We start from the raw sequence: 20,504 nt of genomic DNA on the forward strand, positions 1-20,504 counted from the left end.
AAAAGATAAAGGAGAGTGTCAAGATGATGAAGACGAAAGATGTGGCTGAGATGTTGGGTGTTAGTCAAAAAACCGTTCGTCGTTGGATAAAGCTCTTTCAATTGCCGTGTGAAGTAAATGAAGTAGGGCATTATATCATTAAAGAGCATGAGTTTCGTCAGTTAAAAACTATTCATGATGATATAAAAAACGGAAGAAGTATAGACGAGATGAAACGAAATAAACAGAGAGGGAAATATGAAAATATGGTCTCTTCTCAGGAGCTGAATGATAAGTTTAACAATCTCCTTTTTCAAATTGATTTATTAGATCGTAAGATTCAGACAAAAGCAGAAGATATTATAGAAATACAAACATTACAACATAGAAGAGAAATTGATGAAATAACGGATTCTTTAGAGAAGTTTAATCAAAGGTTATCTACTCTTGAGCAAACACTAAATAAGAAAGCAGATAATCTTTTACCAATTCATACAAAACAACATGAACCAGTCAAAAAACGTAAACTTGCTAGTATTTTTAGTTTGTGATTCTTTCATTAAGACGTTTGTTTTGATACAATTTCCTTGGAGGTGGGAAGATGTCCAAGGATTACACTCAATTAGAACAATTAACCAGTAAGTTATTTGAGGTAAATAAAACGATACTAACAAATTTTGAAGAATATACATTAAACAAAATAGATGCAGATTTTATAAAAGTAGTAAAACCATTTGCCGATGAAGTGAAGGAAATTAGTGATAAATGGCTTCCTATGGCGTTACATTTTGTTGAGACAGTAAAGCCCAAATATTTGTTTAAGCATCAAATAGAAGATGTGCATGAAAACTTACAAATCGAGGCAGTTGCATGTTTTCAGGGAGATACGAAAAGAAAGCGATTTTTAGAAAGAAATAAGTCGGTTGCTTATACGTTGGACATGTTATTGCAATCCATAAAAAGATGATTAGAAAAAGGTATGTAGAAAAGGGGAACCTTTACATACCTTTTTTGATGATCCAGAAATAAGATATCAATCTAAGTCCTTGCCTTTAAGGATATGTTATTTCGCATTCTGAACGTTCATCCCATACAGAGCAGATTTATTCTGCTTGGATGTCCTAGCTCCGGTATACTCTTTTTACAACTTGCTGCTAGTTAGGTATAATTTGTTTGTTGAGGGCTGAAAGAGGGAGATACATAAATGAGTGTACGAATTTGTGTTTTATTTATTGTATTAATTTTACTTGTAAGTGGTTGTGGGGAGGATGATGCTGTTTGGGAGAACGTAGCGGGTGATGAATTCGCCAGTGTAGAACAGTTTATGAACGACTATATAACTTCGTGGGAAACAAGTTTACAAACTCAAAATTTCTCAATAATGGAACCTTATTTTATAATTAATAGTCATGTATATCATATGCAAAGAAGACAGCATCAACAATTAGTTGGAGCACGTCAACGGGAAGAAATTGTTCAAACAGAGGAACACACCCTTCAAACAAATCAGTATAATCAATTAAGGTGGATATGGACAGAAGTAGTAAATGTACATCAGCATGTGGAAAAATTAGAAGAGGTGAGAAGCAGAACTTTTTCTATTTCTAGAAGTAATGAAAGCTACAAAATAACGGCAATTGAGCATCAAAGTGAGTAGAGAATAGGAATTTGAAATAGGAGGGGTACGTTACAAGTGCTACTTTGTAACGTACCCCTCCTATTTATTGTTATTATATTTTTTCAATATCAAATACGCGTAACCCTTGTTCCTCTAAGCCAGTAATTACTTTTTTTACACTTTCTTCCGAAGTATTACTTGGAAGTGTTACAATAATTCTTCTGAAGAATTTACTTTCATTATCTAACGTTAAAAGTGCTTGAATGCTAGAATATTTTTTGATTGTGGAGACAATCGTACTGAGTGCACCTTGATATTCATGAGTTGATATCGTGATCGTATAACTACCTGTCTTTAACCCCCAAGAGTCTTCTAAAATGGAAACAACATTTGCATGTGTAAGGATCCCCGAGAATGTTCCATCATTTGTTAATACTGCTAAATAAGGATATTTTTTTATGTTGGAGAAAATACGTATAAAGGAAGCGGATTCGTCTATAAAGACATTTGTATCGTCTTTTAATGTAAGAACAGAATCATCCCAAGAGTGAGATTGCTTCACAATAGCTTTATAAATATCTTGTGCATAAATGTTACCTAAAAACTTCGTTGTTGATTTATCCAAAATTGGAATACATCTGAATCCACTGTCTTCTAATTCTTCTAATGCTTCACGTATTGTGAATGTTTCTTTAACAAAGCGAACGGCTTCTTTCTGTATAATGTTATATTTTATCTTCATGCTATTTTCCCCTTTCCTTTGATTACTTTTATTATATACGAAATACACATGAAAAAGAGAAAACTGTAAAAAAATATATGGTTATATTTCTATCATTACTACATTTATCCAGCATTTATTTAGAATAATATATCGTTCATTTTCTTATCTTATAGATGAGGTGAAAACAATGACAAATTCAAATTATTTAAAAGGTGCTGTGGAAGAAATAGAAAATATAATGAATGTTGCAGAAGAACAGTTATCAGATTCTAAACGAATCAAGGAAGGAAATCCAGAAGAGTTTACGAATGCTCAGTTACAATTGGAAGAAGCAAATATGGAATTAGAAAAGATGATTGCAAGCGCAACACACGAACAACGCGACCAGCTAATACGCTTGCAACAACAAGTGCATCATCTTCAAAACAAAATGATCCTAGGATTATAATTTCCCTTGAGCAACCTTACCATGAAAATTAATACTTGAGACAATTACACAAGAGGTGGTTAGATATTGATCACCTCTTTTTTTTCGTACATACACCCTGAAATTCATTTAGAAAAACTACATAATAGAACAAGAGTTGATCTCTAATGACGTAAATACACTAAGAAGTAGTTTAGTACTTTCAACTTTATAGGAATTTAGTGTAAGGCCATGAGACTCCTTGAAAATGCTAACGTATTTTACTGCGTGAGGTTTATTTTCAAGGAAGCTTATTCATAGTCCTGTGTAATACAGACCATCAAAGTTGTTTAAAACTAGTTAGTTTAAAACCAATTGCTAACGCGTATTTACAGGGTAGATCCTAGATAGTTCGACCTTGTTTTCTAACCCTCCAAAACGATATAATATTTAAAAGAGGAGAGGGTATTTATGAAAGCATTAATAGTAATAGATTATACAAATGATTTTGTTGCTGATGATGGGAAATTAACTTGTGGAGAACGTGGTCAATCAATTGAACAAAGAATTACTGACATCACAAAAGAATTTATCAATGATCAGGACTACGTTGTTTTTGCAGTAGACGTACACGATGAAAATGATCCATTTCATCCAGAAACAAAACTTTTTCCAGCACATAACTTACGAGGAACAAAAGGACGTAAATTATACGGTCAATTAGGAGAATATTTTAATGATGTCGTTCATGAACACAGTGCAGTTTATGAATGGATGGATAAAACAAGATATAGTGCATTTGCCGGAACAAACTTAGAAATGAAACTTCGAGAAAGAGGGATAGTAGAGATTCATCTCGTAGGAGTTTGCACGGATATTTGTGTTTTACATACTGCTGTGGATGCATACAATAAAGGTTTTACAATCGTTGTCCACGCAGATGCTGTTGAGTCGTTTAATCCAACAGGACATGAGTGGGCATTAGAACATTTTAAAACCACGTTAGGTGCGAAGGTATTAAAGAACGGAATAGTTCTATAATACAAGGAATATTCATTATTAATTTGAGGATGTCTTAAAAGGTAAAATTGACCTTTTTAGGCATCCTCTGCTATTCATTAGGAGGCTAACTTTGATAAAAATTAAGAGTGAGGAACAATTCGATAATCTACAAAAAGGTAATGACGAACCAATCATATTATTTATGACTACTCCAATGTGTGGTACATGCCAATTAGCACGTAATTTTTTACTTGTGTTAGAAAAAGTAGACAATGTACCTCCAATTTATGAAGTAGATGTGAACTATTTTAAATCTTATGCAAACTCATGGGAGATTGAAAGTGTTCCTTGTTTACTTTACATATTAGGAAACTCAATAACTAAATTATATGCATTTGAATCTGTTACGAAAATATATCAATTTATACAAGACTCAGCAAAAGGATGAGAAAAAAGATGCGCATGCATTTTAATTGGGTTGGCATTTCTTCTGTGTTAGTATTAATAAAGCCATTAATATGATTAAAATTGAAAAGGGGCGAAGTGATGAATGAAAATTATTTCAGTTGAACCTACACCCAGTCCAAATACAATGAAACTAACATTAAGTCAATCTCTCCCTCAAGGGAAAAGCCATAATTATACAAAAGCTACTGCAGATAATGCACCTGAATTTGTAAAACAACTACTTAAGGTCGAAGGTGTTAAGGGAGTATACCACGTCGCAGACTTTATTGCCGTAGAGCGTAACTCAAAGGTAGATTGGAAAAGTATTTTACCCAAAGTACGTGCTGTTTTTGGTGAAGATGTTCATGATGGGAAAGGCGGAGCACAACAAATAGACGAGCACTATGGTGAAGTAAAGGTGCAAGTTCATATGTTCAAAAGTATTCCTATTCAAGTGAAGACGATGGCAGGGGATGAAGAGGTTCGTGTTGCTTTACCTGATATGTTTAGAGAAGCAATTGCAAAAGCTACTTTACCTGAAGATAATATTGTTGTACAACGTAAATGGGTAGATTTTCGAGCTAGATATGGTGACTTACATGAAGTAGCAGAGGAAGTAGCTGAAGAAATGCAAGCTACATATACAGAACAGCGTTTAGAGGAATTAGTAGCAGAAGCTCATGCTCAAAAGAATGCAAGAGAAAAAGCAAGTAGTAAAAAATGGCTCCAAGTCACTGTTGATATGCTTGATAACCCAGATTGGAAAAAAAGGTTTGCAGCACTAGAACAAATGGACCCAACTATAAAGGATTTACCTGTATTAGAAAAAGCCTTAAAAGATGAGAAAGCATCTATAAGACGCTTAGCTACCGTTTATTTTGGAATGATTGAAGATGAGAATGTCTTACCTTATTTGTACGAAGCATTAAAAGATTCCTCTGTAACTGTACGTAGAACTGCTGGAGATGCCCTTTCCGATATTGGGAGTACAAAGGCTATTCCAGCAATGATAGAAGCATTATCTGATAAGAACAAACTAGTTCGTTGGAGAGCGGCGATGTTTTTATATGAAATAGGAGATGAGTCGGCAGTAGAAGCTTTAAAGCAGAGGGAAGATGATCCTGAATTTGAAGTGAGCATGCAGATTAAGTTAGCCCTAGCCCGTATTGAAGGTGGCGAAGAAGCAAAAGGGTCAGTCTGGAAGCAAATGACAGAAGCTTTTGATAAAAAATAACAAAAAAAGCAGATATCTTAAGAAGAAGTAATTCTTTTTTAGATATCTGTTTATTATTATATTAGCTTAGTTGACTAATACAAAAACAAACAAATACTACAACCATGGCGGATGAAAATACGTTATGAGTATAGTTAGTACCATTCATTTTCTATGGAATGAGCGCAAGTCCACGAACTCCAGTGGGAAGCAGAGTAAAGGCGAGACCCCGTAGCGACGTAGTCGTGGAGGGGGCTCGGCAACTCCCCACAGGAAAGGAGTGGACAGAAGCGAATGGAATACAACCAACAAAGTTAGTATTCCATATTAGTCTGATACGCATATTATCAGGGTAGGCAACATGGATTTTATTGTTAATGAAATAGCATAACCTCATTTATTTATGATAAAGTACAAATGGAGGAAGTATTAAAAAATGAAACGGAGAGAAATTCAATGAGTAGAGACGAAATAATCAACCAACTGAAAGAAAGAAACATGGAAGAAATAATAGAATTAATTGAAGACGCTGAAAATGGAAACCTAGAAGAATTAGAATTAGCAAAAGCGTTAGGCTTACTTCGAGATGAAACGCTCAATGATTTAGTTATAAAGTTATTAGAGGAAAATGGTGTGAACATAATATACTTAGAGGATGATGAAGAGTAAGGGGAGGGAAGATATGAGAGAAAAGCCAGATCAACGTTTAGCAACTAAAACACTCAAGGTTTGGCGAATCGTAGCTTTAATAGAATGGTGTTTTATGTTGCTCATTCCAATAGGTTACGGGTTTGCTTGGTGGTATTTTTCGATACCCCAATGGCCTATATATGTTTTAATTGGGTTAGCAATAATAATAGCTTATTTCAAGATTTTTGTTATTCCAAAACTTCAATGGAGAAAATGGCGGTATAAAATTTTTGAAAACGAAGTAGAGCTAATGTATGGTGTATTTGTTGTCAGAAGAGTAATTATACCGATGATACGTGTACAACACGTTGACACAAAACAAGGCCCTATTTTACGCTACTATGGCTTATCAACAGTAACCATTTCTACAGCAGCAACTGTTCATGAGATACCAGGTCTAGAGGAATATACAGCAGATAACTTACGTGATAATATTGCAAAGTTAGCAAGGGAAGCTGATCCAGATGAGTGATTGGAATAGACAACATAGTACAGCTATTTTTATAAGCTTTTTAAATAATCTAAAAGAGATGTTATTTACAGTTATTGCTGTGGTTATATTTGGACAGTCCTCGCAAGCTGGTGGAATTGGGTATTACACTGTTTTCTTTAGTATCATTTTAATTTTATCGTTAGCTAGCGGAGTAATAAAATGGTTGACCTTTAAATACCGTCTTGTGGATAATGAATTACAAATTAAACAAGGACTAATTTTTAGAAAAAATAGATACATAAGAAAAGAAAGAATACAAAGTATTGATATTAACGCAAAAGTAATACAACGAATGTTTCAACTTGTGGAACTAAGGATTGAAACCGCAGGTGGAGGATTAGAGCCTGAGTTCCGTATTGTTGCATTAAAACGTTCTGAAGCAGAAATTATTAAGGAAGAATTGTTACTTAATACAAAGGACATAGTGTTGCAAGATGAAGCAGAAAATCAGCAATTAGTTAATGTTGATAATGCGGAAATGAATAAAGGTGAGACTGAAAATAAACCGGATTTTTCCTGGGATCTTTCTAATAATCGACTTATTATTGCAGCTATTACATCCAGTGGTATTGGAATCGCAGTTACATTTGTTGCAGCTATCATGACGCAATTACAGCAACTAATACCTGAAGCAATATATGAGAATGTATTAGGTTGGATCATTCATTCAAGTATTTTGTATATATTTTTTTGGATACTAGCAATTTTATTGATTGGATGGATTATAACTTTTATCAGCACATTACTTAAATACGGAAAGTTCCGAATTATCAAGGAAGGAAATGATATTCAAATATCTCGAGGCATTCTTGAACAACGTCAGTTGACATTATCTGCAAATAAAATTACAACAGTCCGCCTTGTACAGAACATATTTCGCCAACCTTTTGGTTACGTGTCTGTTTATGTTGAGAGTGCTGGTGGTGGGAGAAAAGAAGAGGATTTATCAACAATACTAATTCCTATATGTAAAAAAGACGAAGTAAATGTACTTTTGAACGACCTTTTACCACAGTTTGTAGTGAAGCGATCGTATGAGTCGTTACCAAAACAAAGTATTCGCAGGTATATCATTAAGCTAACATTTCCGTTTATCGTCATTGCGATTTTAAGTTCTCTTTTTGCACCATTTGGTTGGATAGCATGGATTTTTCCAGTTATAGCGGCAGGATTTGGCTTCTGGCAATATGTTGATGCTGGTATTGGCAAAGACGAACATGTAATAATGATGAAAACAAGAGCAATATCATTGCAAGAAGCGATTGTTCCAAAATACAGAATACAAGCATTAAACACATCACAATCAATGTTGCAGAAAATGGATGATCTTTACACCATTCGAGTTTCGATTATTACTAGTGTGATAGGAAAAACTTTTATGGTCCGACATATCAGTCGATTACAAATGGAGGAAATATTATTGTGGTTTTCATATGAGAAAGATACCCGAGAGAAATAAAGATATTCTCTTGGGTATCTTTCTTTTATTCATTTGATAATTGTGTTGCATAGGTTGTTAGAACACGTTCTCCTGCGTCAGATGTAAACTCAAAACGGTCAAATGTTACAGGCTTTCCATTGTGCTTCGCTGTTCTTTCATAATGGTGTTGTACAACAAATTGATTATTGGAATTTGCATAAGAAATAAAGTTTACGCCATGAAATTGTTCTTGATCAAATGAGTTTAGCAATTGCATTAATAAGGAATTATGACAATATACAGAGTGTTCATGACCAATCCCCAGCTTCTGTAAGCCTTTTTCAAGTGCATGTAACGATGCATTTTCTAATTCATTAATTAAAATACGATAAGGATCAAACTGAGTTTTATTAAGACGTATGGTAGACCCATGTGTTAAATCCTTTTGACGATTATTTTTATTAATTACAAAAGTCAAACCCGAAACATAGGTAGCCTGTACCCATTCTCCATCAACATTAATTTCAAACTCAAATGGACAACCTTCAATAGACATAGTTTCACGCTTATCTTCATCTAAAATATGAACTTTACGTCCCTTTTTCACGAGTTGATAATATTCGTAACTATCTTCAAAAACTAGATGTTCTGCATGAAGTCTTCGTAACTCCTGCTGAATAAGAGAGAGAATTATTTCAGAGTCTTGATTTATTTGCTGAACTTCGTCCCATTTCTCCTTTAATGCATGTTTCACAGAATCATTGTAATTTGTGGTAAATGGGTGTGGCAAAAGAGCTATCCTTTGTCCAGAGCATTCATGATGTTGGTCTTCTTTTAAAAATGGTTCAACCAACTCCAATTTATCGAAATCGAAATCGGGATACTCATAAATACCAGTGATGCGAGTTAGAGCGCGCCAAGGTTTATTTGGTTCTGTTATCATTTTTTCTAAAATCCCAATATATTGACCATGATCGCCTTCATCAATTAACACTTCTTGTCCAATAAATTGTTTTGCTTTTTTTCGGTCCATATGAATCCCCACTTTAAATTTCTGTTATGCTTTATTAAAAAGCTAATGAATTATTAAGTATATTATAATATACTTTTGGACTCACTAAAACCTAAAAAGCTATGATATTCAAAGGAAATGAAATGTTTATATTAAATTTTCAATATAAAGTAGTAGATAATCTAGTGCATGAATATATGTTGTGAGGTCCTTTTCGTTGCGACAAGTTAACCAAAGCTTTATAGAATCAGTGAATGCCCACGGAACTCCATGAAAGTCCGTACGCAATATCTGCGTGCGTTACTTTGCGTGTAAAGATTTGAAACCAACAAAGATAGTAATACTAGATAAGTTATCCACTGATAAGAAGATAAACATATTATACGAGGGTAGACACATATTAATGTCTCTATTTGAAAGTTACATAATCTAGTTAAAAAGACCTATGAAAACCAACTGAAAACTAGTAGCGATTACTTTCCTAATCATATGATATACAGTGTATTTAAGGGATATAATAGCCTAACTATCGTAATGAGATTGTAAATAATTTAACAAGAAATTAATGCTAGGATAGGCACATGTACCTTTGGATAGGAAAGAAGAAAAATATATTATGAAATAATGCCCCCATATAATAGTAAAATGGGTCGAATAAATAGATGACTAAAAATGAGAGGTGTTTTCCGTGCTAAAGCGCCTAAGCATACTAGAAAAGGTGTCCGTAGAGGAAAATATAAGACACATTCAACTAGGTGATAAGGAAAAACAAAATGAATTTATTGCAAATTATATACCTTTTATAAAAGGTACAACAGCGAAAGTGTGTAAACGTTATATAGGTAATTCAAATGACGAGGAATTTAGTATTGCCCTTATTGCTTTTAACGAGGCGATAGAGCAATTCTCTCCATCGAAGGGATGTTCCTTCCTTTCCTTTGCGAGCCTTGTTATGAGACGTAGAATAATTGATTATATTCGATATGAACAAAGGAGAAGGGTTACCTTATCGCTTGATTATGAGGAACAAGATAAAGAGAAGATGGAAAATGTTATTGAAATAAAGGCCTCATTTAAAGAGTACGAAAAGAGTCTTGAGGCTGAGTATCGAAGAGAAGAAATAATTCACTTGCAAGAGCAATTAAAATTATATCGAATTACAATAGTAGAAGTAGCAGAACAATCTCCGAAACATAGAGATGCTAGAGATAATATGTTAAAAATTGCAAAGATAGTAATAACCCATGATGAATTAAAAAAGTTTTTAATAGATAAGAAACGTCTGCCGTTAAAGAAATTAGCTACGATTAGTGAGATGAGTAGAAAAACGATGGAACGTAATAGGAAATATATTATTACACTGTGTATCATAATGATGGAAGACTACCAATATTTGCAAGACTATATAAAGGAGTGGATCTCATGATCGAAGGGGTCGTAGTTGAACTGGAAAAAAGATATATGGTAGTCCTGACTAGGGATGGTGAATTTCATAAAACAAGACGTGAAGATGGAGTAATGTTAGGAGAAGAAGTTCGTCTAACCCCTAGTAGAAGAATGAATTATGTCTTTTTTCCTAAAAAATTTACTCTTTTAGCAGTTGCAGTTGTCATGTTTTGCTTTATTCCAATGTATGTTTTTATTACATCTACAGAAAAAGTGTATGGACTAGTAGCGGTTGATATAAATCCTAGTGTAAAGTTTACAATAAATAGTAAGTACGAAGTAATGGATGTTACACCGTATAATGAAAAAGGTGTTGTGATTTTAAATAAGATAGAAACGAATATAATTGGTCTTTCGCTACAAGAAGCTATCTATCAATTACTACTAGAAGGAAGTAACTTAGGATTTGTGAAAGAAAATCAATCTATATATATTTCTTCATCTCTAAATTTGAAAAGTAGCTCAATATTTGAGAATAATTATGATCGTTGGATAGATGGGATTCAAGAAAATATCCCAGTAGATGTGATTACCCTGAATTTAGAGGATGAGGTTGTTACTCAGGCACATAAAAACTCGTTATCTCCCGTAAAGTACTTACTATTAAAGGATGCAGAAAATCGCGGTGTTTCCGTGAATTTTTCCAGCGTATCTAATACTTCTATTCAAGATATTGAAGAGAACTCTGGAAGGGAATTAAAGTCAATTATTTCTTCGAGTAAAATGAAGGTAAATATCAAAGAAAAAAATAGTAACCCTGTTGCAGAGAAAATAATCGAAATGAATATAGGACAAAAGGAAGAAAAGATGGAACCGAAAAGTAAGAGTATACCTATTAAGGGGAATAATGGATTGAACGAAGAAAACCAAAGCAAAGATAATAAAAGAGATATTAATAAAATGAAGGAAGACGAAGTTCATCCTTCGGAGTTGAGAAAGGAAAATTCCATGATTCATTCACCACGCCTAAGTGAATTAGAAAAGCATCCTTCTGAATTAAAAGGAAATAATCGAGATCGAAACAATAATGGTAGGGAAAATAGAAATAATAGTAGTAATGAGAATAGCAGAGGAAAAGGAAAATAAGAAAAGCGCAAGGCGCCCTCTCAGGACCGAAATGCAAATGTTCTGGCGCCTGGAGCTAGCCACCTTTCTAAGTTCAAAAAAATATATAAATTCTTATCCTTTAATAAAAAATAGGGGAGAAGACTATATGTAGTCATCTCCCTTTCTTTCAGAGTGATATCTTATTTTATTTAACTGAATTAATTGATTCATTCTGTCCATTCTGGAGTTGGTAAGTTGTTTTGATTGATTTTCAATATAAGAACGCATGGAATGAATAGAAGCTATAACATCATTGTAGCTCTTTTTTCTTTGATCTGTATTCAAATTAATGTATGTTTCCAATAGATTTGGTAGATCATAATTTACAAGTCTTTTCATATGGTGTTTTTCTTCAATGTCCAAAAGATCAACTTCTTTTAAACATTCTTCTAATGCATATTCTATTTCTTCTAATTTTGTAACAATTAAAGGATCAAGTTTCTGATATTGCTTTAAGAGTGCGCGAATCTGTTGATTGATATGCAGTTTCTCTACTTCTGATTTGCTTGACAACTGTCTTTCTACTACAGCTGTTTCTTCGACTTGTTCCAAGTTAAACCCTTCTCCAGATAAGGATTTATCTAATTGATGTAATCGAATAAAAATTGCTTGAAACAATGGGTGTTTTCGTATATTTCTAACAATGGTTTTGTTATTAACTACATAATAAATAGTAGAGTCTATACATTTACCCATTCCTTGCTCTGATTTTATTTCTTTTCGGAATATGGTAATATAAATACGTTTTCTTATATTAGCAGTAGATTTTTTTGTGTCTATTAGCTCAAGATGTATTTTTTTGGGTTTTATTTTTACTTTAAATAAAAATCCTTTAATGTTTCTTTTAAATGTTTTGTTTAAGCGAGGAAGCTCTGACAAAGAAGATAAATCGGTTAGAAATTCCTCTGCTTCTTTAATTAATTCTCTTGTATGTTCTGTTTCAATACGTGTATCTTGAAGTGGCTTTAAGTAGTTTGGCAATAATGGCTCAATCCATTTTACTTCCCAAGCCCGTTCACGCCAGCTCATGACGATCACCTCATCATAACTAAAGCATTTGCCTTAATTTAATAATTTTTGTTCCATTTGTTTGTTCAATTGATCCATCTCTTGAATAAATTGTTTACTCGATTCCACAATTCTACTATTTGATTGCTCTGTCATTTCAATTGCTGCGTATACATCTTCGTATGCTTTCTTAAATGTTTCTAAAGCGATAGCGGGTTCCTCTAACGTTTTTAATGTTTCTTCTGTATTTGACTTTAATAATTGAGCATTAGTTAGAAGCATTGCTTCTGTTGTTTCATTTACATTTTTAACGGCATCAATAACTTTCTTCTGGTTACTAAGCGCAAGCTGAATAGAAGCAGTAACGGTAATTATATTTTTTGTCATTGTAATAGCATTAAAAATAGCTTCCTCCAATTTGTCATTGTTTTCCACGATAATATCTACGGAAGCTAATGATTGCTGTAACACCAACACAGCTTGTTGCATATTTTTTACTCGTGAGAGAACTTTTTGTTGCCCTTTTTGAATTGGGGCAGGGTCATTTTGCCATTCTTCTTTTAATAACTCTTCTTCTAACATCATATTTAATTGTTTTCCAATGTCGATCTGTCCGTGAAGTGCAGTTATTCGTTCTTTTGCAACATCTTTTAATTGGTGTAACATTACAGTATCTTCTTGAAGCTGGTCTTTCCCATTAAGTAATGCACCAATAATTGTTTCAACTTCCGTCTCGACTGTTTGATATTTTCTAGCATATTTTTCAATCGGGCTTTTTCTTACTACTTTAGAAAAAAACTTTTTTAGCTTTCCTTCTTTCAAATAGTTAGGTTCAAGCTCTGCAACTATATCTTTTAGCTTTGAAAGCTGTTGTGGCAAATCCTGTTTCGGGTCATTCATCATCGCACTCACTGGTTTTTTTAATGCTTCCAATGATTCACCAGCTTTTAGTTGCTCTTCTGTTCCTATTTTCCCTAGACTTTCTAGAATCTTATTTAAATCATTGTCTTTACGAATTTCCTCTACATATCTTTTCGCTTCTGATTCAGTTTCTACAATTCCTTCTTGATCTCGTGTTTTAGGTGTATAATTATTGTTCATATGTATTGCCTCCTAAATTGATGAGGATGAGATTTGTCATAGTTGTATATACGAGATATCCCCGAATAAGTTTCATTCTATATGATAATTATACAGTTACCTAATTATTGAAACAACTAAAGGTTATATACTACTTGAAATATTCTATGGAATCCCAATTTATTTTTGCTTCTGCTCGAAAAAATGTTAAAAGTAAAAAGACCCTATCAAGAAAACTCGAAAGGGTAGGGGGCTTAGGCCTTTTGTATGTGTGAAAATACGTCTTCTTATTATTGATGTAGGAAAGTTTCATGAGAAGTCTTCATTATTAAAAAAAACGAGCTCCGTTTTCTATGATCCTTATTGTTACAGGAGTGGAACTTATTTCCTCACCATCACCTTGTACTGCCTGATTTTTGCTAGTAATTATCGAAAATTGCTTACCATTCAGCATTGCCACATAAGGAAGTGATATGTGTTTTTTAATAAAGACAGTGGGTAAAGCGAGAATTAATTGAAATAATGAGATATTATGAATAACTACAAGAGATATCTCACCATCATGAGGGTTGGCTTCAGGGCAAATAGGAATACCACCACCGTAGTACGGAGTGTTTCCTGCAGCTAGCAACCAAACCCGGTCAAAAGAATGTTCTTTTCCAAACTCATCCTGTACAAGTACATGAAAAGGATGGTAATGGACAATTGTTTGTAAGAAGACTGCTAAATAAGTTAAACGTCCAAGGAAAGCTCGGTTTAAAACATTTTTAATTTTGGAGTCTTGGCATTTTAATGCTGTTTCCGCATCCACCCCGATCCCAACAACAGATAATGCAATTCTATCTTCTACTTTTATATAGTCATACCATTTTGGGTTGTTATTTTTTATTCGTTCTATTGCTTTTTTAGTATTTTTTGGAATTTGTAGTGCTCTACTAAAATCATTTCCTGAACCAGCTTTTATTATCCCAAATGGAAAATCATATTTTTGTAAGTGCTGCAGAACGTGATGTATGGTTCCGTCTCCTCCGATAATGATGAATCCAAGTAGTTGATGTTTACATTCCTTTATTGTAGAATCTATTTTCTCCCACATAGAAACTTTATCTTGATAGTTATTCGTGAAATATGTTACAAAGGTAGTATCCATAATCTTATGTAGTTGTTTCATTATATTATTTGTTTGTCTTCGACCTGAGTTAATATTTGCTATAATTATATACATCCATCTGTTCTCCCTTTTTTGTACATACCAATTATTATTATATCACCCTTGTAGAACATTCGGTGAAAAACGTTGAAAGCAGAGGTAAGAACAAAATGAGCATGAAATTAAAATCTACTTTACTGATAGTGTTTTCTGTTCTGTGTGTAAGTTTATGGGGATACTTTTTTTCAGTAGTAATAGGACAAACAAATAGTCAGAGTATTGCTCAATATATTGTACTTGAAAAGACTGACAGGATTCTACTTTGGAAGGATTCAAATAGAAGTGTAGTGGAAAGCAAGGAAATAGGAGAATCATTTACGGTACATTCAAACTTAAATAGTAGTTCTCTTACAATTATTAATGATATTATAGAAGTAGGGGATGCTATTAGCTACGGAAATGGCGTATCAATTGATGAACTTCTAAAATTCTTCAATATTAATGAATGATAATATGAAATTTATGTGAGATTTTACGTCAGATATAGTAATATGTTATTCTTACATTTATAATGATATTGTACACCAATCGTTACAACGGTTAGAAAGGGGTTATGAACGAAATGCCGAATATCGGAATTCCTGGATTAATTTTGATTTTAGTTATTGCCCTCATCGTCTTTGGTCCAAAAAAGTTGCCTGAAATAGGTCGTGCTATGGGTCAAACGTTAAGAGAATTTAAAAATTCCACAAGAGATTTAACAAAAGATGACGATGAAGAAGAGAAGTCGAAAGGCAACAATTAATAATATAAATTTGTTGGATAGATGTGAGGTGTGACTCATCTTGCATCTTTTTCATGTTTAAGGAGAGTTTACCATGTCAGATGGAACAATGAATATACTGGATCATCTTGATGAGTTACGAAAGCGTATTATTATAACAGTTGGTGTCTTTCTTTCACTCTTTATTTTAGTTTTTGTTTTTATAAGAGATATATATAATTGGTTTGTTAAAGATCTGAATGAACCTCTGACAATATTAGGACCACTAGATATTCTTTGGGTGTATTTTACATTAGCCGGAGTTATAGCTTTAACATTAACGATACCTGTGATTGTCTTTCAAATATGGCTTTTTGTAAAGCCCGCATTAACAAAAAGAGAACAAAGAGTTACGTTAGTTTATATTCCCGCCTCCTTTTTGTTGTTTGTTGGGGGACTATTCTTTGGTTATTTTGTTGTTATGCCCTTAGTACTTAACTTCTTAACAGGATTAGGTCAAGATATGTTTCAAACGATGTATACCCCAGATAGGTATTTTCATTTTGTCATGAGAATGACAGTTCCATTTAGTGTATTGTTCGAACTACCTCTTGTAGTAATGTTATTAACTAGTTTAGGAATTATTACGCCGAGTGGAATGAAAAAGAACCGTAAATATGCCTATTTTGTTATTGTAGTAGTAAGTGTTTTAATATCCCCCCCTGATTTTATTTCAGATGTGTTAGTTATCATTCCTTTACTTTTTTTATATGAATTGAGCATAAATTTAGCGACTGTTGTTTATCGTAGAAAGTTAAAGAAGGATCAAAAAAAATGGAGTTAAAAGCTTTTAAATCCTTGTTAAAGTGAATTTTATAGAGGGTGTTATAAAAGAGAGATACTTTTGTAACACCCTCTTTATTTATGAAGAAAATTAGAAGAATTTAATGAAAAGATAGAAGAGGATGAAAAGTTTCAGATTTCAAGGTAAATCAATCATGTATTTAGAAGACTTACAAAAGCATTAACAAATATTATGAAAAAAAGAATGTTATAAGGGAAAAACTCCTTATGCATTCTTTTTTACATTGGCTATGTTACGATAATGTTGATTTTTACTTAAGGTGCGAGCCTCCTGTGGGAAAAGCTAGCAACCTGAAGTATCATCAATATCAACGTTTAACAGAGTCTAATATTTAATATATTTTAGTTCAGGATTATTTTGAAGAATTTCTATATTCTTTATAATTTCTTTTATAGAACCCGGATCATGGCAATCGTATGTTTCTATATCGAGGTGCAAAATAGGGCAAACAGTAAAACTTGCAATCCACTCTTTATATCGATTGTGGAGATCACTCCAGAAAGTATGAGGTGTGTTTATTTCCATTTCACGCCCTCTTTCTTCGATGCGTTCGATAATTTTCGGTAAACTACCATCAATGTAGATTAAAACATCAGGTTTTGGAAAGTAAGGTGAAAGTACCATAGCATGGAAGAGAGATTGATATGTTTCGTAGTCACGATCAGTCATATTATGATTATCATATTGAAGCTTCGCAAATATTCCAACGTCCTCATAAATACTTCGGTCTTGAACATATCCTATATTATTTTCAAACATTTGTTTTTGTTGTTTAAAACGCTCTGCTAAAAAGTATATTTGTAAGTGAAAGGACCACTTTTTAAAGTCACTATAGTAATCTTCTAAATATGGGTTTCCTTCTACTTTTTCGAAAGCTGGTTGATAGTGCAAAGCTTCTGCTAGTGCATTAGTTAATGAAGATTTTCCAACTCCAACAGTTCCAGCTAAGGTTATTAAAGAACCTTTATTTAATTGATGGTCTATTACAGCCATGTGTGTCAACTCCAAATACTAAATTCATTTAGAAAAATATTTCTTGTTTTGCTACGATATCTTTCACTTGATCTACAATACGAATAAAATCATCTTCCGTATTAACAAAATCAATTTCATCACCATTTAGTGTTAAAACTGGGATATGAGGATATACTCTTTTATGATCCTTTATATATTGATGATAATCTTCAGATAGTTGTTTTAAATACGCAGGGTCAATAGATTTTTCCATAGATCTACCACGTTTTTCAATTCTATTTAATAAAGTTGGTAAACTAGCATGTAAATAAATAATTGCATTAGGTCTAGGTAAATCGTCGGTTAAAATTCGGTAAATACGATCATATTTATAATAGTGTTCCTCTCTCAAAGTTTGTTTCGCAAAGAGTAGATTTTTAAATATATGATAATCACTAATCACTGCTTGACCTTTTGTTAGATAGTTTTCATATGTATCTTCCAATTGTTTGTACCGATTACATAAGAAAAACATTTCTGTTTGGAAACTCCATTCTTTCTTGTCTTCGTAAAATTTACTCAAAAATGGATTTTCTTCAACTATCTCTTTTAGTAAATTATATTGGAAGTATTGAGAAAGCAGTGTTGCCAGTGATGTTTTCCCCACACCAATAGGTCCTTCTACAGCGATAAACGGCGCGTAATATTGTTGGCTCATTTGTGACCCTCCTTTCATATATAAGCAAGTGCTTGCTATAAAATAGTCGTTGTTAAAGGACAATGTTGATATTCAAGTTTTAACAGAGCCAAAAAATAAAAGCAATTTTAATTCTATCATAAAAAAAGGAGAAGGTAACTGTTTCATTTATTTTACAAGATAATTTCTTTTCTATGGTAATGCCACAAAAAGTGACATTACTTAACATGTGTTGTATTTTTATAGTATATTAATAGAAAAGATGCAAAAGGGGTGCTCGCGTGAGTAAAAAGGTGAAGATTGTAACGGATTCTACTGTCGATTTATCAAAAGAAGAGTTAGAACGAATAGGTGCAACGGTTGTTCCTCTGTCCGTAACGATAGATGGGAAGTCATATGTTGATGGTGTTGATATTACTCCAAGCGAATATGTTCATTTACTAGTCAATTCTGAAGACATTCCACAAAGTTCACAACCATCAGTTGGGTCTTTTTTAGAAACATACGATAAACTCGGTGAAGATGGTAGCTCCATTATTTCTATTCATATGACAAATGGTATGAGTGGTACATATACATCTGCTAAAACAGCTGCAGGTATGACAGACAAGGATGTAACGGTTATTGACTCTCGATTTATTTCTGCAGCATTAAGTTTTCAGGTGAAAGAAGCTTGCAAGATGGCTAAAGAAGGGGTAAGTGTAGAGGGAATATTAGAGCGTATTGAAAATGTAAGGAAAAGTACATCCTTATATATATTAGTAGACACACTTGAGTATTTAGTGAAGGGTGGAAGAATTGGGAGAGGGAAGGCCTTAGTAGGATCATTACTGAAAATAAAACCTATTGCTTCATTGCAAGATGGAGTATATACTCCTGTTTCAAAAGTAAGAACTTATGTACAGTTTATGAAATTTATTAAGAAAAAATTTGAGGAAGAAACTTCAGAGAAGATGATCAAGGGGATTGGAATTGCTCAAGTGGAAGCAAGGGATATAGCCAATCAAGTAGCAACAGGACTGAAGGAAATATCCGGTTTTGATGATATTAGTATTGTAGATACGACCCCAATTATTAGTACACATACTGGACCAGGTGCAATCGCAGTAATGTACTATACAGACGATAAATAAATATTATAACTAAGTTGTATTGATAAAACAGAAAGGAGAGGTATGGTCGAATTTAGATCGTTCTATCTCCTTTTCTATTGTAAAATTGAAATATGGATGATTGTATGATTTTTTCATTTTACCAATCTTCCTTAATGATGACATACATTATGCCATTCGGGAGGGCAATGTCAATTCCAACCTGTTCCACAATAGCACATGTCTTTTTCACATCAATTTCCTCATTATATCTCCCTCTACAACTACATCGTATTGCTTAGTCTAAGTCGAACAAAAAGCCAATAACAAAAGAGATGCGCTCTGTAACAATCACTTAATTTATTAGACATATCGCAACACTTAAAGAAAAAACTACATTTTAATTGAGGATTATTTATTAGTTCGATAGAATAATAAGTGAGACAAGGAGGTATCATCATCATGACAAGAGTTGGATTAGTTTTAGAAGGAGGCGGATTACGAGGTGTTTATACGGCAGGGGTTTTAGAGTATTTCCTTAAAAACAATATACATCTTCCTTATGTAGCCGCCGTTTCAGCTGGTGCCTGTAATGCTGCCTCTTATATTTCGAAACAATCGGGCAGAAATAAAGCAGTTACTGTTGATTATGCTAGTCATCCTGAATATATATCAATGAAACGCCTATTTAAAAATGGTGAACTGTTTAATATGGATCTAATCTTTAATGAGATCCCAAATAAACATAATTTATTTGATTACGATACCTTTCATCAATCAAACCAGCAATTTCATATTGGTACCACAGATTGTTATACTGGTGAAACTATTTATTATGAAAAAAATGAATTGGGTCCTGATCTAAATAAAATACTTCGAGCTTCTTGTTCATTGCCTATGATCTCTCCAATTGTAGAACATGATCAACGTCCACTTTTGGATGGTGGTATTAGTGACCCTATTCCAATTGAAAAGTCAATTCAGGATGGGAATGATAAGCACGTCGTTATCTTAACTCAATGTGAGGGTTATGAAAAAAAACCTGTAAAAAACGGGAAGTGGCTTATTAGAAGAAAGTATAGAGATTATCCTGGACTTCTTGACATAATAGAGAGACGAGCTGATTTATACAATAGATCACTACGTCAAGTGCTACAGTTAGAGAGGGAAGGTAAAGCTTTTGTATTTAGGCCAAATGATTTATGTGGCGTCGGAAGAACGGAGCGAAGGAAAGAAAAATTACAGTTACTATACGATCATGGTTTGGAACAAGCAAGTCAAAAATGTGATGAATTAACATCATTTCTTGAAACTTGCAAAGTTTACTAATAGAAAGGGC

24 protein-coding genes are annotated in these 20,504 nt (G+C 33.2%); 17 read left to right on the forward strand and 7 right to left on the reverse strand.

Translation table 11 applies throughout. The features are described from left to right. Positions 1-5 precede the first annotated feature (5 nt). From ACERII_RS02640 to ACERII_RS02650, 3 genes are all read left to right on the forward strand, one after another. Positions 6-530, forward strand: a complete 525-nt coding sequence (locus ACERII_RS02640; RefSeq protein ID WP_373639927.1) for a helix-turn-helix domain-containing protein — start codon at positions 6-8, stop codon at positions 528-530. Between the two features lie 50 nt (positions 531-580). Next, positions 581-946, forward strand: coding sequence for a YppE family protein (locus tag ACERII_RS02645; protein WP_373639878.1), 366 nt, complete (start codon positions 581-583; stop codon positions 944-946). A gap of 237 nt (positions 947-1,183) precedes the next feature. After that, on the forward strand, positions 1,184-1,636 hold the full coding sequence (locus ACERII_RS02650) for a TcaA NTF2-like domain-containing protein (protein ID WP_373639879.1): 453 nt from the start codon (positions 1,184-1,186) through the stop codon (positions 1,634-1,636). Between the two features lie 73 nt (positions 1,637-1,709). Here ACERII_RS02650 and cbpA read toward each other — a convergent pair whose 3' ends face one another. Then, positions 1,710-2,339, reverse strand: coding sequence for a cyclic di-AMP binding protein CbpA (cbpA, locus tag ACERII_RS02655; RefSeq protein ID WP_373639880.1), 630 nt, complete (start codon positions 2,337-2,339; stop codon positions 1,710-1,712). 169 nt (positions 2,340-2,508) lie between these two features. On the opposite strand from cbpA, the gene ACERII_RS02660 reads away from it, so the two are divergent. From ACERII_RS02660 to ACERII_RS02690, 7 genes are all read left to right on the forward strand, one after another. Beyond that, the gene (locus ACERII_RS02660) at positions 2,509-2,769 is read left to right on the forward strand and encodes a DUF2524 family protein (protein ID WP_373639881.1); all 261 of its coding nucleotides are present in this window, start codon (positions 2,509-2,511) and stop codon (positions 2,767-2,769) included. Between the two features lie 429 nt (positions 2,770-3,198). After that, on the forward strand, positions 3,199-3,768 hold the full coding sequence (locus ACERII_RS02665) for a cysteine hydrolase family protein (RefSeq protein WP_373639882.1): 570 nt from the start codon (positions 3,199-3,201) through the stop codon (positions 3,766-3,768). A gap of 91 nt (positions 3,769-3,859) precedes the next feature. After that, the gene (locus tag ACERII_RS02670) at positions 3,860-4,177 is read left to right on the forward strand and encodes a thioredoxin family protein (RefSeq protein WP_373639883.1); all 318 of its coding nucleotides are present in this window, start codon (positions 3,860-3,862) and stop codon (positions 4,175-4,177) included. 102 nt (positions 4,178-4,279) lie between these two features. After that, positions 4,280-5,410, forward strand: a complete 1,131-nt coding sequence (locus tag ACERII_RS02675) for a conserved virulence factor C family protein (RefSeq protein WP_373639884.1) — start codon at positions 4,280-4,282, stop codon at positions 5,408-5,410. A gap of 435 nt (positions 5,411-5,845) precedes the next feature. After that, positions 5,846-6,058 (forward strand): hypothetical protein, encoded by a 213-nt coding sequence (locus ACERII_RS02680; RefSeq protein ID WP_373639885.1) that lies wholly within the window; start codon positions 5,846-5,848, stop codon positions 6,056-6,058. 13 nt (positions 6,059-6,071) lie between these two features. Further along, positions 6,072-6,551, forward strand: a complete 480-nt coding sequence (locus ACERII_RS02685; RefSeq protein ID WP_373639886.1) for a PH domain-containing protein — start codon at positions 6,072-6,074, stop codon at positions 6,549-6,551. Beyond that, a complete protein-coding gene (locus ACERII_RS02690; RefSeq protein WP_373639887.1) occupies positions 6,544-8,031 on the forward strand; it encodes a PH domain-containing protein in 1,488 nt (495 codons plus the stop codon). Before ACERII_RS02685 ends, ACERII_RS02690 begins: the two co-directional genes overlap by 8 nt. Before the next feature lie 25 nt (positions 8,032-8,056). Here the strand turns inward: ACERII_RS02690 and ACERII_RS02695 are convergent, their stop codons facing one another. Beyond that, positions 8,057-9,025: a DUF2777 family protein gene (locus tag ACERII_RS02695; RefSeq protein WP_373639888.1), complete on the reverse strand. Its 969-nt coding sequence runs from the start codon at positions 9,023-9,025 to the stop codon at positions 8,057-8,059. A gap of 667 nt (positions 9,026-9,692) precedes the next feature. Here ACERII_RS02695 and sigI point away from each other — a divergent pair. Both sigI and ACERII_RS02705 read left to right on the forward strand, forming a co-directional pair. Then, positions 9,693-10,430, forward strand: a complete 738-nt coding sequence (gene sigI / locus ACERII_RS02700) for an RNA polymerase sigma-I factor (RefSeq protein WP_373639889.1) — start codon at positions 9,693-9,695, stop codon at positions 10,428-10,430. After that, a complete protein-coding gene (locus ACERII_RS02705) occupies positions 10,427-11,536 on the forward strand; it encodes an anti-sigma factor domain-containing protein (RefSeq protein ID WP_373639890.1) in 1,110 nt (369 codons plus the stop codon). Before sigI ends, ACERII_RS02705 begins: the two co-directional genes overlap by 4 nt. Positions 11,537-11,659: 123 nt before the next feature. Here the strand turns inward: ACERII_RS02705 and ACERII_RS02710 are convergent, their stop codons facing one another. From ACERII_RS02710 to ACERII_RS02720, 3 genes are all read right to left on the reverse strand, one after another. Then, positions 11,660-12,586, reverse strand: a complete 927-nt coding sequence (locus ACERII_RS02710) for a hypothetical protein (protein WP_373639891.1) — start codon at positions 12,584-12,586, stop codon at positions 11,660-11,662. Between the two features lie 33 nt (positions 12,587-12,619). After that, complete coding sequence (locus tag ACERII_RS02715; RefSeq protein WP_373639892.1) at positions 12,620-13,666, reverse strand: toxic anion resistance protein; 1,047 nt, start codon at positions 13,664-13,666, stop codon at positions 12,620-12,622. A 307-nt stretch (positions 13,667-13,973) separates the two neighbouring features. Then, complete coding sequence (locus ACERII_RS02720; RefSeq protein WP_373639893.1) at positions 13,974-14,870, reverse strand: diacylglycerol/lipid kinase family protein; 897 nt, start codon at positions 14,868-14,870, stop codon at positions 13,974-13,976. Between the two features lie 95 nt (positions 14,871-14,965). Here ACERII_RS02720 and ACERII_RS02725 point away from each other — a divergent pair, with 95 nt between their 5' ends. From ACERII_RS02725 to tatC, 3 genes are all read left to right on the forward strand, one after another. Continuing rightward, a complete protein-coding gene (locus ACERII_RS02725) occupies positions 14,966-15,304 on the forward strand; it encodes a hypothetical protein (protein WP_373639894.1) in 339 nt (112 codons plus the stop codon). Between the two features lie 113 nt (positions 15,305-15,417). After that, positions 15,418-15,600 (forward strand): twin-arginine translocase TatA/TatE family subunit, encoded by a 183-nt coding sequence (tatA, locus tag ACERII_RS02730; protein ID WP_373639895.1) that lies wholly within the window; start codon positions 15,418-15,420, stop codon positions 15,598-15,600. Between the two features lie 73 nt (positions 15,601-15,673). Beyond that, positions 15,674-16,402 carry a twin-arginine translocase subunit TatC gene (tatC, locus tag ACERII_RS02735; protein WP_373639896.1) on the forward strand — a complete coding sequence of 243 codons (729 nt, stop codon included), beginning with the start codon at positions 15,674-15,676 and terminating at the stop codon, positions 16,400-16,402. Positions 16,403-16,747: 345 nt separating this feature from the next. On the opposite strand, the gene ACERII_RS02740 is transcribed toward tatC, so the two are convergent. Beyond that, entirely contained in the window at positions 16,748-17,416 is a 669-nt protein-coding gene (locus ACERII_RS02740) for a deoxynucleoside kinase (protein WP_373639897.1), read from the reverse strand. Positions 17,417-17,444: 28 nt separating this feature from the next. Further along, entirely contained in the window at positions 17,445-18,095 is a 651-nt protein-coding gene (locus tag ACERII_RS02745) for a deoxynucleoside kinase (RefSeq protein ID WP_373639898.1), read from the reverse strand. 260 nt (positions 18,096-18,355) lie between these two features. Between ACERII_RS02745 and ACERII_RS02750 the strand changes: the two genes are divergently transcribed. Then, a complete protein-coding gene (locus ACERII_RS02750) occupies positions 18,356-19,207 on the forward strand; it encodes a DegV family protein (protein WP_373639899.1) in 852 nt (283 codons plus the stop codon). Between the two features lie 420 nt (positions 19,208-19,627). Continuing rightward, entirely contained in the window at positions 19,628-20,494 is an 867-nt protein-coding gene (locus tag ACERII_RS02755) for a patatin-like phospholipase family protein (RefSeq protein WP_373639900.1), read from the forward strand. The last annotated feature ends 10 nt before the right edge of the window (positions 20,495-20,504 follow it).

Origin of the sequence: Evansella sp. AB-rgal1 (assembly GCF_041820985.1) — a bacterium.
Classification (GTDB): Bacteria; Bacillota; Bacilli; order Bacillales; family Salisediminibacteriaceae; genus Evansella.